Origin of the sequence: Citrobacter youngae (genome assembly GCF_003818115.1) — a bacterium.
GTDB lineage: Bacteria > Pseudomonadota > Gammaproteobacteria > Enterobacterales > Enterobacteriaceae > Citrobacter > Citrobacter youngae.
In genome coordinates this window covers 1-12,570 of sequence record NZ_RPOI01000026.1, presented here as the reverse complement: position 1 = coordinate 12,570, position 12,570 = coordinate 1, and the positions used below count along the sequence as shown (strand labels likewise).

Genomic DNA, 12,570 nt, shown 5'->3' with positions numbered 1-12,570 from the left:
TATGCAACGAGGAATAGTCTGGGTCGTTGATGACGATAGTTCCATCCGTTGGGTGCTTGAACGTGCGCTCGCAGGGGCAGGGCTAAGCTGTACCACATTTGAAAGTGGTAAAGAGGTGCTGGACGCGCTGGCCAGCAAAACGCCTGACGTACTGTTGTCGGATATTCGCATGCCGGGCATGGACGGTCTGACGCTGTTAAAACAGATCAAAGCGCGGCATCCGATGCTTCCGGTCATCATAATGACCGCACACTCCGATCTGGATGCTGCCGTCAGCGCCTACCAGCAAGGGGCGTTTGATTATCTGCCCAAACCTTTTGATATCGATGAAGCCGTGGCGCTGGTCGAACGTGCCATCAGCCATTATCAGGAACAGCAGCAACCGCGCAATATTCAGATCAACGGCCCAACAACTGACATCATCGGCGAAGCGCCGGCAATGCAGGATGTCTTTCGCATAATTGGCCGACTGTCCCGGTCGTCAATCAGCGTATTGATTAACGGAGAGTCCGGGACCGGTAAAGAGCTGGTCGCCCATGCGTTGCATCGTCATAGCCCGCGCGTCAAAGCGCCCTTTATCGCGCTGAACATGGCGGCTATTCCGAAAGATTTGATCGAGTCTGAGCTGTTTGGCCATGAAAAAGGGGCGTTTACCGGGGCAAATACGATTCGCCAGGGGCGCTTTGAACAGGCTGACGGCGGTACGCTATTTCTCGATGAAATAGGTGATATGCCGCTGGACGTGCAAACGCGTTTACTGCGCGTATTAGCCGACGGGCAATTTTATCGCGTTGGCGGCTATGCGCCCGTGAAGGTGGACGTACGTATCATCGCCGCCACGCACCAGAATCTGGAACTGCGCGTACAGGAAGGCAAATTCCGCGAAGACTTATTCCATCGTCTGAACGTCATCCGCGTGCATCTGCCGCCGCTGCGTGAACGTCGGGAAGATATCCCCCGTCTGGCACGTCATTTCCTGCAGGAGGCCGCGCGCGAACTGGGCGTTGAAGCCAAACAATTACACCCGGAAACCGAGGCGGCGCTGACCCGTCTGGCCTGGCCGGGTAACGTGCGTCAGCTTGAGAACACCTGCCGCTGGTTAACCGTCATGGCCGCCGGGCAGGAAGTGCTGATTCAGGACTTACCGGCCGAACTGTTTGAAGCCAGCGTGCCCAATGCGCCTTCACACATGCAGCCGGACAGCTGGGCAACCCTCTTGGCACAGTGGGCAGACCGTGCCTTGCGTTCCGGTCATCAAAACCTGCTTTCTGAGGCTCAACCGGAGATGGAGCGCACGCTGTTGACCACCGCGCTACGTCATACCCAGGGGCACAAACAGGAAGCCGCACGCCTGCTTGGCTGGGGCCGTAATACCTTGACGCGTAAGTTAAAAGAGCTCGGAATGGAGTGACGATTCGTCACTGTGTAAAGATTGATCATTGAGCGCAAACTGCTGCTATTTTGCGCTTTACTGTTCCGATGAGTTAAGTATGATCGTGCCCGGCAAACGGGGGGAAGTCATCATGCTGGAATCAATCATTAATCTGCTATCGAGCGGCTCAGTCGACAGCCACACGCCACAAACTGCGGTTGCCGCAGTGCTGTGTGCGGCGCTGGTTGGGCTGTTTAGCTGAAGGCGCGCCGGATGGCGCTAACGCTTATCCGGCCTACAGATTATCGCGACGTGTAGGCCCGGTAAGCGTAGCGCCACCGGGCAACCCGGTTAAATGACGCGGGAGAACTGCTGCATCCGCGCTTTCTGGCGCAGATATGCATCAAAGCACATGCAAATATTACGGATCAGCAGGCGCCCCTTCGGCGTAACCTGAATCCCCTTCTCATCCACATCCACCAGCCCATCTTTCGCCAGTGGTGCCAGCAGTTTCAGGTCTTCGGCAAAATAATCAGCGAAGTTGAGATCCCATTGCTGTTCCACGGCGGCATAGTCGAGGCGGAAGTTGCAGATCAAAAGCTTAATAACATCCCGACGAATGCAGTCGTCGCGGGTCAGCGTAATTCCGCGCCACAGTGCGTTCCCTTGCTCGTCGACCTGCTGGTAATAGTGCTTCAGCTCTTTCTGGTTCTGCGCGTAGCTGTCGCCAATCATGCTGATAGCCGATACGCCCATCCCCAGTAAATCAGTATCGCCCTGGGTGGTATAACCCTGGAAATTACGGTGCAGCACACCTTTGCGTTGAGCAATGGCCAGTTCATCATCCGGGCGGGCAAAGTGATCCATCCCAATGAACTGATAACCCGTTTCGGTCAGTGAAGAGATGGTCTCCTGCAGAATATCCAGCTTCTGCTGCGCGCTGGGCAGGTCAGCATCTTTAATCTTGCGTTGGGCAGCAAACAGCGTTGGCAGGTGCGCGTAGTTAAAGACGCTCAGACGGTCTGGATTCAGCTCAGACACGCGTTTCAGGGTGAAGGCGAAACTTTCCGGTGTCTGTTTTGGCAGGCCATAAATCAGATCAATATTTGTTGAGGTAAAGCCAATCTCCCGCGCATGATTCAGCAGCGCAAAGATAAATTCCTCATCCTGCTCACGGTTCACCAGGCGCTGAACTTCTTTGTTGAAGTCCTGTACCCCCATGCTCAGGCGGTTAAAACCTTCAGCACGTAAATGATCAAGGACATCCAGCTCAATTTCGCGCGGATCAACTTCGATCGAGATTTCGGCGTCATCGTTAAAGTTGAAGTTACCACGCAGCAGCGACATCAAACGGCTGATTTGCGCTTTATTTAAGTAAGTTGGCGTACCGCCGCCCCAATGCAGTTGGCTGACATGGCGTCCGACGAACAGCGGAGCGCGGTGAATGATTTCTTGTTCCAGGGCATCGAGGTATTGATCGGCTTTATGCTGCTGGCGAGTCACAATCTTGTTGCAGCCACAGAAGTAGCACAGTTTGTGGCAGAACGGGATGTGAACGTATAGCGAGAGCGGACGCTCAGGATAACGCGCCACGGCCTTTAGAAATGCTTCTGTGCCGTAGTCTTCAGAAAACTCCAGCGCGGTCGGGTACGAGGTATATCGTGGCCCGGAATAGTTATATTTCTGGATCAGGGCCAGGTCCCAGTCTATTAGCTGCTCTGACATGCTCACTCCTTCCGATGGCGTCTCTGGCGGGTACGGCGTACCGGCTTAACCCCAGTGCGGGTGATGAGCCGGTTGCGCAGCCACTTCTGTCGCCGCGACAACCGCTGTAGTTTAACGAATAACCACACCAGATAACATATAACCGGAAGGGTTATAAGCAGGACGGGAAGACCCACGGTGTAAAACCGTTAGTTGCCGCCTTTCAGCAGGCGCATCATGTCTTCCTGCTTTTCTTCCTCTTCCTCTTCTTCCTCGTCATCGTAAGAAAGACCCAGCTTTTGCATCAGCTCATCGATGCGGTCCAGCTTGGCATCAACCCAGGCCTGATCTTCCGCGCTCAGGGTTTCTCCTGCTTCAAGACGCTCCAGCAGCGCATCCAGGCGCTCATCCGTTTCCAGTAAATCCAACTCAGCCTGTGGTGAAAGCATAGGTTTCTCACTCTTCGGTTTGTGCTGTTTGGTGACTTTTTCGGTCACGCCCAATGGAATGGGGTTTTTGCTGCCAATACGAGGATCTTTTTGCTTGTTTTGGTTTCCGCCACCAGAACCGCCTTCGCTACCGGACGCACGGCTACCCGCCGCATGACCACGGTGTTTTTTCTGGCGCTTACGGTCGCGAGCTTCCTGGTTAATTTCTTCGCGTGTTTTACGACGCGCTTTTGCAGGACCTTTACCGCGTGGTGTAGAAGTTGGTTTCATCATGATTCGTCTTTGGCTGTATTTATTCAGTATATAATTGCGCCGGAATCTAGCAGAAATAAAGAAAAAAGGCGACAGAGTAATCTGTCGCCTTTTTTCCTGACTCTCAACCCTTACGGGCTCTACTATCCCTGTTGGCTATCAACACACCCTGTTTTTCCCTTAGCCTCTAACATTCCGTGTTGTTTCCATTTCCTTTTATTAACGTCTCCGGACGTTTGTCTTCCTGACAATCCTGTGTCTTCGCCTCCTGGCGCTCCTGACCCTCATCCTGAGTCGTTTATCCTGTCAGCTTCCTCGCTATGGACGCTACTTTACCGTTTTGGTTTAAACGTACAAGTAACCTGGGTAACAATTTCAACTTTTCAGAATTTAACCCGTCAGTAATTACATGATTTATTTGAATTAGTCTATTTTATGCTCTGTCATCTCGTATAGAAACTATCGGCAATGTCTCACAAAGTGCGAGGTTTTGACTTACACAGCCCACTCGTCGAAAAACCAGCCTTTTGCTGGTGTTCAGGTATAATCGCTGCAAAGCCTTGATTGATGGAGACGACCACGTTGACTAACTTGAATTATCAACAGACGCATTTTGTGATGAGTGCGCCTGATATTCGCCATTTACCTTCCGATACGGGAATCGAAGTGGCTTTTGCTGGCCGTTCCAACGCAGGCAAATCCAGTGCGCTAAATACCCTGACCAATCAAAAGAGTCTGGCGCGTACCTCTAAAACTCCAGGCCGTACTCAGCTCATCAACCTGTTTGAAGTTGTGGACGGTAAACGCCTGGTCGACCTGCCTGGTTATGGTTATGCCGAAGTCCCGGAAGAGATGAAACGTAAATGGCAGCGCGCACTGGCCGAATACCTGGAAAAACGCCAGAGCCTGCAAGGTCTGGTGGTATTGATGGATATTCGCCACCCGCTAAAAGATCTCGACCAGCAGATGATCCTGTGGGCTGTGGAGAGCAACGTTCAGGTTCTGGTGCTGCTGACTAAAGCAGACAAGCTGGCCAGCGGCGCACGCAAAGCGCAGCTGAATATGGTACGTGAAGCCGTACTGGCATTTAACGGTGATGTGCAGGTAGAAGCATTTTCATCACTGAAAAAGCTGGGTGTGGACAAACTGCGGCAGAAGCTGGATAGCTGGTTTAGTGAGCTGGCGCCGATTGAAGAGATGCAGGACGGGGAATAACCCACCGTATTGCCGGATGGCGCCGCTGCGCGTCTTATCCGGCCTACAGCATGTACAAAACTTTTCTTTCGCACAATAAAAAACGCCCCAGTCATTACTGACTGGGGCGGCTAAAATATTCAGCCAAATCCGATTACGTGAAGTAAAAGGTCTGAAAGATAGAACATCTTACCTCTGTACCCTACGTGAGTAACTTTACTCTTTTTTAAGCAGCTCAGAAAGCACTTTTTGTAATTTTTTTTCATTCCTTACATAGGGAATTCTAATGGACATCACAAAAAGCTCTATCTTATGTTGCTTAGTTACGAAAAAGAGCCGTTATTCAGTAAACCCTTAGTGCGCCTGATCCCAGTTCTCACCACTACCGACTTCCACCAGCAATGGCACATCAATTTGCGTCTCGTTTTCCATCAGCTGATGGATCTTTTTCGAGACGCTTTCGAGGTCATCTTTATGCACTTCAAACACCAGTTCATCGTGCACCTGCATGATCATACGCACACGCGGTTGCTCGGTTTGCAGCCATCTGTCCACCGCAATCATCGCTCGTTTGATAATGTCTGCGGCAGTACCCTGCATCGGGGCGTTAATTGCCGCGCGTTCTGCACCGGCGCGGCGAGCGCCATTACTGGATTTAATGTCCGGTAAATAGAGGCGACGACCTTCCAGCGTTTCAACGTAACCCTGCTCTTTTGCCTGTGCACGCGTTCGTTCCATATATTCCAGCACGCCAGGGTAGCGCTCGAAGTAGAGATCCATGTACTTCTGTGCTTCTTTACGCGGAATATTCAGCTGACGCGCCAGGCCGAAGGCGCTCATGCCATAGATCAGACCAAAGTTAATGGCTTTTGCGCTACGACGTTGCTCGCTGGTCACAGAATCAAGCGGTAAACCAAAGACTTCTGCCGCCGTTGCGCGGTGAATATCTTTCCCTTCGGCAAACGCGGTAAGCAGACCTTTATCACGTGAAAGGTGCGCCATGATACGCAGCTCGATCTGCGAGTAGTCCGCAGAGACAATCACGAAGTCTTCTGGCGCAATGAACGCCTGACGAATACGACGACCTTCGTCATTACGTACCGGGATGTTTTGCAGGTTCGGATCCGTTGAAGACAAGCGACCCGTTGCGGTAACTGCCTGATGATAGGAAGTGTGCACGCGCCCGGTCTTCTTGTTAATCATCAACGGAAGCTTATCCGTGTAGGTCGACTTAAGTTTTGCTAACCCACGATATTCCAGGATAACTTTCGGCAACGGATAATCCAGCGCGAGCTCTTCCAGCACCTCTTCTGACGTTGATGGCGCGCCGCCAGGGGTTTTCTTCAGCGGCTTAATACCTTGCTTTTCAAACAAGATAGTTTGCAGCTGCTTGGTAGAAGAAAGGTTAAACGCTTCTCCGGCAATCTCGTGCGCTTTTTGCTCCAGCTCGTTCAAACGCAGCGTCAGCTCTTCTGAATGCTTGTGCAGAACAGCCGGATCGATTTTCACACCATTGCGCTCAACGCGGGACAGAACCGGGACCAGCGGCATATCAATATTTTCGAAAACATTTAGCGGCCCTTTGTGCTGCTGCAGTTCTGGCCACATCTTCAGATGCAACTGAAGCGTAACATCGGCATCCTCTGCAGCATAGCGCCCGGCCTCTTCCAGTGCTATCTGGTTAAAGGTCAGCTGGTTTTTACCTTTCCCGGCAATCTCTTCAAAGGTGATGGTTTTATGTTTCAGCCAGCGATCTGACAGGCTGTCCATATCGTGTCGGCCTGCAACACTGTTAAGAATGTAGGATTCGAGCATGGTGTCAAAGGTGATGCCGCGAAGCTCGATGCCATAGTTCGCCAGGATACCGCGATCGTACTTCAGGTTTTGCCCAACTTTATGCGCGTTCTCATCTTCCAGCAGCGGCTTCAGGAGCGCCAGCGCGCGGTCGCGAGAGATCTGATCGGGGGCATCCAGGTAATCATGAGCGACAGGAACATACGCAGCCACACCTGGCTCAATGGCAAAAGACAGGCCAACCAGATTCGCGGAGATGTTGTCCAGGCTGTCAGTTTCAGTATCAAAGGCAAAGACGGGCGCTTTCTTCAGCTTTGCAATCCACGCTTCCAGTGTCGCTTCGTCCAGAATCGTCACATAGTTATCATACGAAAGAACCGTAGCCGGCTCCTCAGGCGTTTCATCGACAACGATGGTCTCCTGCGGTTTAGCTGCCGGTTTCGTCCCTTTCGCCTGTAGCCATTTACCGGCTTCAACGTCAGTAACCCAACGCTTGAATTCATACTGTTTAAACAAGCCCAGCAGTTCTTCTGCTGCTGGTTGGCGCACTTCCAGCTGCTCGCAGGTTAATTCCAGCTCAACATCCGTTTTGATGGTAGCCAGCTTATACGAGAGATACGCCACTTCTTTATTCTGCTCGAGTTTGCCTGCCATGGTTTTGGCACCACGGAAGCTCAGCCCTGCTATTTTGTCGGATTCCGCATAGAGAGTATCCAACCCACCCAGCCCCTGCAGCAACGCCTGAGCCGTTTTTTCACCCACGCCTGGTACACCTGGAATGTTATCTGAGGAGTCCCCCATCAGCGCCAGGAAATCGATGATCAATTCAGGCGGAACACCGTACTTATTTACGACCTCATCCGGACCAAGGATCGTATTAGTCATAGTGTTGATGAGGGTGATATTCGGCGTCACCAGTTGAGCCATATCTTTATCGCCGGTGCTAATCAGTACCGGACGCCCCACCTTCTCTGCCTCACGTGCCAGCGTACCGATGACATCGTCCGCTTCCACGCCTGAAACCGCCAGCAATGGCAGCCCCATCGCTTTTACCATCGCATGCAGAGGTTCAATCTGCGCACGTAAATCGTCCGGCATTGGCGGGCGGTGCGACTTGTAGTGTTCGAATAATTCATCACGGAAGGTTTTACCCTTAGCGTCGAATACCACCGCTGCATGCGTAGGTTGATATTGCAGAATCAAGCTACGCAACATGTTGAGGACGCCGTACATCGCACCAGTAGGCTCTCCTGCGCTGTTCGTCAGCGGCGGGAACGCGTGGTATGCGCGATACAGGTAAGATGAACCGTCTACAAGGATAAGTGGGTTTTCTGGGATCTGAACCATAATGTCCGTGCCTGTTTATCAGATTATGGGTAAAGGATGCCACAGACAGGATGAAAACATGAGTTTTTCGCCGCATTTGTCGAAAATCTTTTGCAGATCTTCTGCGTTGCTCGCAAAGCGTGCTGTGGATAACTTTGTGAATAAATAATTTTCAGCTCTTTAAATGTAGCAACAAAATTATCACTTCATAATTTTTTTATATAAATTTCAAAGCATTAAATAAAGACACAGCATTTTATTCCATTTTTACAGCTTATATCCTGATGTGGATAGATATTCCTGTTTTTTCTATTCAGCGAAGATCCATCATTTGGTTCGTTTTCTGATAAAATCAGCCCCTTGCGCCTCATTTAGCGCACTATCTATGGCTAACCTTTTGAATAATTTAATTATGACGAGAATACTCGCTGCGATAACGCTGTTGCTGAGTATCGTATTGACCATATTGGTCACGATTTTTTGTTCTGTGCCGATCATCCTTGCAGGGGTTGTAAAACTCCTTTTGCCCATTCCTGTCGTCTGGCGCAAGGTTTCTGTCTTCTGTAATTTCATGATGTATTGCTGGTGTGAAGGTCTGGCGCTACTGCTGCACCTTAATCCACGATTAAAGTGGGATATCGAGGGGCTGGAAGGTCTTAGCAAGAAAAATTGGTATCTGCTCATTTGTAACCATTACAGCTGGGCTGATATCGTTGTGCTTTGCGTTCTATTCCGTAAGCACATCCCGATGAATAAATACTTCCTCAAGCAGCAGTTAGCCTGGGTACCCTTTATTGGCCTGGCCTGCTGGGCGCTGGATATGCCGTTTATGAAACGCTATTCGCGTGGTTATCTGCTTCGCCACCCGGAACGGCGCGGTAAAGATGTCGAAACAACGCGTCGTTCCTGCGAGAAATTTCGTGCGCATCCAACAACCATTGTGAATTTTGTTGAGGGTTCACGGTTTACCAAAGAAAAACGCGAGCAAACCCGTTCACCCTATCAAAACCTGCTTCCTCCCAAGGCGGCCGGTATTGCGATGGCCTTGAACGTCCTGGGGTCACAGTTCGATAAAATGTTGAACGTCACGTTGTGCTATCCGGAAAACAGCAGCCGACCGTTCTACGATATGCTGAGCGGTAAGTTAACGCGGATTGTCGTGCGGGTGAATCTGGAGCCAATCCATGAAGAGTTGCACGGTGATTACGTAAACGATAAGGGATTCAAGCGTCGGTTTCAGCTATGGCTAAATACGCTGTGGAGTGAGAAAGACGCGCAGCTCGATGCAATTAAAGCCTCAAATAAAAAAGCCGGTCAGTGACCGGCTTTTCTTTTACTTCTGACCGACCAGATACTTCACGGTATCCGCATACTGTTGTACAAAGATATCCATGCTGCTGGTGTCCATACCCTGCGGGTTGACCTGATATTTGCCATTAACAAACATCGCCGGCACGCCCTGCAGCTGCAAGTCAGCCGCCGCTTTTTCCTGCTGCGCCACGAGTGATTTCACCACGAAGCTGTTCCATGCCGCATCATAGTCTTCGCCTTTAATACCTGCGTCGACAAACACTTTGCGGATATCTGCAACAGATTGAACGGTCTGAGTTTTCTGAACCCCTTCAAACAGCGGAACAGTGACCTGATCTTCAACGCCCAGCGCCATAGCAACCGCCCATGCCTGCGTCAGATCTTTACCCAAAGGCCCCAGAAATTCGACGTGGTATTTGGTCATCTTGGTGCCTTCCGGCAGCTTTTTCTTCACATTATCAGACACGTGAAGCACTTCTTCAAACTGGTAGCAATGTGGGCAGTAGAAGGAGAAAAACTCCAACACCTGCGGTTCACCCGCAACAGGCTTTTCCAGTGTGATGTACTGCTTACCATCCTGGAACTGCGCTGCCGATGCGCTAAAAGCTAAAACCATACCAGCCAGCGCCAGCCATATTTTTTTCATGTTCAAGTTTCTCCGATTAATACATTGGCGTTAATTGTAAGGGGGGCTCTTGCAGAATTTTTGCCTGCTCAATAAAGGTCGCAGTCTGACGATGCCAGTAATCTTCCCCGGTTAACCACGGGAAGTTTTTTGGAAACGCAGGGTCAGCCCAACGTCGAATTAGCCAGGCAAGATAATAAACTAAACGCATAGCGCGTAAAGGTTCTATCAGTCCGATTTCAGAGATGTCGAACTCACTAAACTCTTCATAAGCCTCGATAATGGTTTCAAGCTGCATGCGTTGTTCAGCTTTATCGCCATTGAGAAGCATCCATAAATCCTGAACAGCCGGACCATTACGAGCATCATCTAAATCGACAAACATCGGGCCATCGCGCCACAAAATATTACCGGCATGACAATCACCGTGCAGGCGTAACGTGGTAAAACGCGTATGCCAGCGTTCGGTAACGATCGCGATAAGCGCATCCGTGGCCTTCAGGAAGGCCGCTTTTTGCCCTGATGGGATTAGCTGTGCGTGTTCAAAAACGTTACGCGGCTCAGTCAGATACTCTTCAAGGCCAATCGTTGGGCGGAAGGCAAAAGTACGCTTGCATCCGGTCTGATGCATACGCCCCAGATAGCGACCCACCGCCTCCATCTGATCGATGTTGTCGGCCTCAAACTGTCGCCCGCCGACGCTGGGGAAGATCGCATAATGAAAACCCTGATGACTTAACAGCGTTTGGCCGTTTAGTACTAGCGGCGCAGCGACCGGGACTTCATCGCTCACCAGTTCCAGAGCAAACTGGTGTTCTTCCTGGATCTGATCGACAGACCAACGTTCAGGGCGATAAAACTTAACGACAAAACGTCGACGGTCTTCGTCCTGGAATTGATAGACACGGTTTTCATAGCTGTTAAGCGGGGTAAGCCCGGAATCCACCCGGATCCCCTGCTCAAACAGTGCATCCATGATGGTATCCGGGTGTAGCGTCTGGAAATTAAAAGCGTTGTCGTTCATCCCATCATCCGGAAAATACTACGAATGATTCAGGATATCATTTCGCAGCGCTTTCGGTGGTGGCGATTACAAGCTTTTACTCTTTAATTACGCCACGTGCGCGGAGTAGTGCAGTTTTAAAATCTTCTTCATAATCTTTCTGAATACCTGGGATGACCGCGTCTTTCGCCGAGTCACGCATTTTCAGGTGATAGATCAGAATGTCATCAGTTAAATCCGCCAGTTCGCCGTCAAAACCTGACTCTTGCGCCAGTTTCTGCAAAAATTGCATCAGGTTTAGATCGGGTTCTTTCTGCCAGGCTGGCTGGAGGAGTTCAATAACTTCATTCAGACGTTTACATTTCATGGTTGTGCTCCTTAGGCTCAATACGGATACGTTAGCAGGGTCAATCCCACATTAAAAGAGGCGATATCAGTGATTCTGGATAGTGCAATAACAGGGGTTGTGCTGGCAGGTGGTAAGGCCAGACGGATGGGCGGAACCGATAAAGGTTTGCTTGAGCTGGACGGAAAACCTCTTTGGCGACATGTTGCCGACATTCTCGCTTTGCAGGTCGAAACCGTGGTGGTCAATGCTAATCGCCACCGGGAGATTTACCAGCAAAGCGGCCTGAAAGTGATCCCCGATTCATTGGCCGATTATCCTGGTCCACTGGCCGGAATGCTGTCGGTATTCCTGCAACAAACAGGAGACTGGTTTCTATTCTGCCCGTGCGATATGCCCTATATTCCTCACGATCTGGTCACACGTTTGAAGGAACAGCGCAAAGCTGCACCGGTTGTCTGGGTGCATGATGGTGAAAGAGATCACCCAACCATTGCGCTGATGCACCGCTCTATGCAGCCTTTGCTGCAGGATTATCTTCAGTCCGGTGAACGACGCGTTATGGTCTTTATGCGTCTGGCTGGCGGTCATGCTGTCGATTTCAGCGATCATAAAGATGCGTTCGTAAACGTGAACACCCCCGAAGAGCTCGCAAAATGGCAGGAAAAATCATGATCCCATTACTCGCCATTGCGGCATGGAGCGGCACGGGAAAAACCACGCTGCTCAAAAAATTGATCCCGGAACTACGTGCCAGAGGTATACGTCCCGGATTGATTAAGCATACTCATCACAAGATGGATGTCGACAAGCCCGGTAAAGATAGCTATGAGTTACGCAAAGCCGGAGCGGCGCAAACGCTGGTTGCCAGTAAGCAACGTTGGGCGTTAATGGTTGAAACACCTGAAGAGCCCGAACTGGACCTGGCCTATCTGGTTAGCCGGATGGATGCTTCGACGTTAGATATGGTGCTTGTTGAAGGCTTTAAGCATGAACCTGTCGCGAAGATATTGCTGTTTCGTGAAGCGGCAGGGCACAGCATTGCTGAGTTGTCTATTGATGAGCACACTATTGCGGTGGCCAGCGACGTTGCGCTGGATGTAGGTGTGCCGATTCTGGACCTCAATGATCTAAACAGCATCGTCGAGTTTATTGTTAGTTGGCTGCGTACCCACCCGTAGGCCGGATAAGGCG

At 50.8% G+C, this 12,570-nt stretch carries 14 protein-coding genes and 1 pseudogene; 6 read left to right on the top strand and 9 right to left on the bottom strand.

What is annotated here, in order from left to right; all coding sequences use genetic code 11:
- The first annotated feature begins 1 nt into the window (after position 1).
- Positions 2–1,411 (top strand): nitrogen regulation protein NR(I), encoded by a 1,410-nt coding sequence (glnG, locus tag EHN13_RS20820; RefSeq protein WP_101741990.1) that lies wholly within the window; start codon positions 2–4, stop codon positions 1,409–1,411.
- A 112-nt stretch (positions 1,412–1,523) separates the two neighbouring features.
- Positions 1,524–1,634 (top strand): YshB family small membrane protein, encoded by a 111-nt coding sequence (locus EHN13_RS20815; RefSeq protein ID WP_086523820.1) that lies wholly within the window; start codon positions 1,524–1,526, stop codon positions 1,632–1,634.
- Between the two features lie 89 nt (positions 1,635–1,723).
- Here EHN13_RS20815 and hemN read toward each other — a convergent pair whose 3' ends face one another.
- The 3 genes and pseudogenes from hemN to EHN13_RS24390 all read right to left on the bottom strand — a co-directional run bounded on the left by hemN (position 1,724) and on the right by EHN13_RS24390 (position 4,150).
- Positions 1,724–3,097, bottom strand: coding sequence for an oxygen-independent coproporphyrinogen III oxidase (gene hemN / locus EHN13_RS20810; RefSeq protein WP_124022005.1), 1,374 nt, complete (start codon positions 3,095–3,097; stop codon positions 1,724–1,726).
- Positions 3,098–3,285: 188 nt separating this feature from the next.
- Positions 3,286–3,795, bottom strand: coding sequence for a Der GTPase-activating protein YihI (gene yihI, locus EHN13_RS20805; protein ID WP_239505706.1), 510 nt, complete (start codon positions 3,793–3,795; stop codon positions 3,286–3,288).
- Between the two features lie 169 nt (positions 3,796–3,964).
- A pseudogene (locus EHN13_RS24390) lies at positions 3,965–4,150 on the bottom strand (hypothetical protein).
- 209 nt (positions 4,151–4,359) lie between these two features.
- Here EHN13_RS24390 and yihA point away from each other — a divergent pair.
- Entirely contained in the window at positions 4,360–4,992 is a 633-nt protein-coding gene (gene yihA / locus EHN13_RS20800) for a ribosome biogenesis GTP-binding protein YihA/YsxC (protein WP_005121851.1), read from the top strand.
- Positions 4,993–5,111: 119 nt separating this feature from the next.
- Here yihA and spfP read toward each other — a convergent pair whose 3' ends face one another.
- From spfP to EHN13_RS24385, 3 genes are all read right to left on the bottom strand, one after another.
- Entirely contained in the window at positions 5,112–5,159 is a 48-nt protein-coding gene (spfP, locus tag EHN13_RS24645; protein WP_071892919.1) for a small protein SpfP, read from the bottom strand.
- Positions 5,160–5,325: 166 nt separating this feature from the next.
- Positions 5,326–8,112, bottom strand: coding sequence for a DNA polymerase I (gene polA / locus EHN13_RS20795; protein ID WP_124022004.1), 2,787 nt, complete (start codon positions 8,110–8,112; stop codon positions 5,326–5,328).
- Between the two features lie 306 nt (positions 8,113–8,418).
- Positions 8,419–8,664 (bottom strand): hypothetical protein, encoded by a 246-nt coding sequence (locus EHN13_RS24385; protein WP_225807950.1) that lies wholly within the window; start codon positions 8,662–8,664, stop codon positions 8,419–8,421.
- Here EHN13_RS24385 and EHN13_RS20790 point away from each other — a divergent pair.
- Positions 8,549–9,412, top strand: a complete 864-nt coding sequence (locus EHN13_RS20790; protein ID WP_233610596.1) for an acyltransferase — start codon at positions 8,549–8,551, stop codon at positions 9,410–9,412. The two genes, EHN13_RS24385 and EHN13_RS20790, sit on opposite strands and share 116 nt — an antisense overlap.
- A gap of 12 nt (positions 9,413–9,424) precedes the next feature.
- Here the strand turns inward: EHN13_RS20790 and dsbA are convergent, their stop codons facing one another.
- The 3 genes from dsbA to EHN13_RS20775 form a co-directional block, all read right to left on the bottom strand.
- Positions 9,425–10,048, bottom strand: a complete 624-nt coding sequence (gene dsbA / locus EHN13_RS20785) for a thiol:disulfide interchange protein DsbA (protein WP_003028621.1) — start codon at positions 10,046–10,048, stop codon at positions 9,425–9,427.
- 16 nt (positions 10,049–10,064) lie between these two features.
- A complete protein-coding gene (locus EHN13_RS20780; RefSeq protein ID WP_121585265.1) occupies positions 10,065–11,051 on the bottom strand; it encodes a serine/threonine protein kinase in 987 nt (328 codons plus the stop codon).
- 76 nt (positions 11,052–11,127) lie between these two features.
- Positions 11,128–11,397: a YihD family protein gene (locus tag EHN13_RS20775; protein ID WP_003028616.1), complete on the bottom strand. Its 270-nt coding sequence runs from the start codon at positions 11,395–11,397 to the stop codon at positions 11,128–11,130.
- A gap of 69 nt (positions 11,398–11,466) precedes the next feature.
- Here EHN13_RS20775 and mobA point away from each other — a divergent pair, with 69 nt between their 5' ends.
- Positions 11,467–12,051 (top strand): molybdenum cofactor guanylyltransferase MobA, encoded by a 585-nt coding sequence (gene mobA / locus EHN13_RS20770; protein WP_124022003.1) that lies wholly within the window; start codon positions 11,467–11,469, stop codon positions 12,049–12,051.
- Positions 12,048–12,557 carry a molybdopterin-guanine dinucleotide biosynthesis protein MobB gene (mobB, locus tag EHN13_RS20765; RefSeq protein WP_115644184.1) on the top strand — a complete coding sequence of 170 codons (510 nt, stop codon included), beginning with the start codon at positions 12,048–12,050 and terminating at the stop codon, positions 12,555–12,557. Before mobA ends, mobB begins: the two co-directional genes overlap by 4 nt.
- Positions 12,558–12,570: the final 13 nt, after the last annotated feature.

Coding starts and splice junctions, on each gene's coding strand:
- hemN (WP_124022005.1), bottom strand. CDS start 3,097: ATGTCAGAGCAGCTAATAGACTGGGACCTGGCCCTGATCCAGAAATAT.
- EHN13_RS20815 (WP_086523820.1), top strand. CDS start 1,524: ATGCTGGAATCAATCATTAATCTGCTATCGAGCGGCTCAGTCGACAGC.
- mobB (WP_115644184.1), top strand. CDS start 12,048: ATGATCCCATTACTCGCCATTGCGGCATGGAGCGGCACGGGAAAAACC.
- EHN13_RS20775 (WP_003028616.1), bottom strand. CDS start 11,397: ATGAAATGTAAACGTCTGAATGAAGTTATTGAACTCCTCCAGCCAGCC.
- polA (WP_124022004.1), bottom strand. CDS start 8,112: ATGGTTCAGATCCCAGAAAACCCACTTATCCTTGTAGACGGTTCATCT.
- dsbA (WP_003028621.1), bottom strand. CDS start 10,048: ATGAAAAAAATATGGCTGGCGCTGGCTGGTATGGTTTTAGCTTTTAGC.
- EHN13_RS20780 (WP_121585265.1), bottom strand. CDS start 11,051: ATGAACGACAACGCTTTTAATTTCCAGACGCTACACCCGGATACCATC.
- yihI (WP_239505706.1), bottom strand. CDS start 3,795: ATGAAACCAACTTCTACACCACGCGGTAAAGGTCCTGCAAAAGCGCGT.
- EHN13_RS24385 (WP_225807950.1), bottom strand. CDS start 8,664: ATGAAATTACAGAAGACAGAAACCTTGCGCCAGACGACAGGAATGGGC.
- glnG (WP_101741990.1), top strand. CDS start 2: ATGCAACGAGGAATAGTCTGGGTCGTTGATGACGATAGTTCCATCCGT.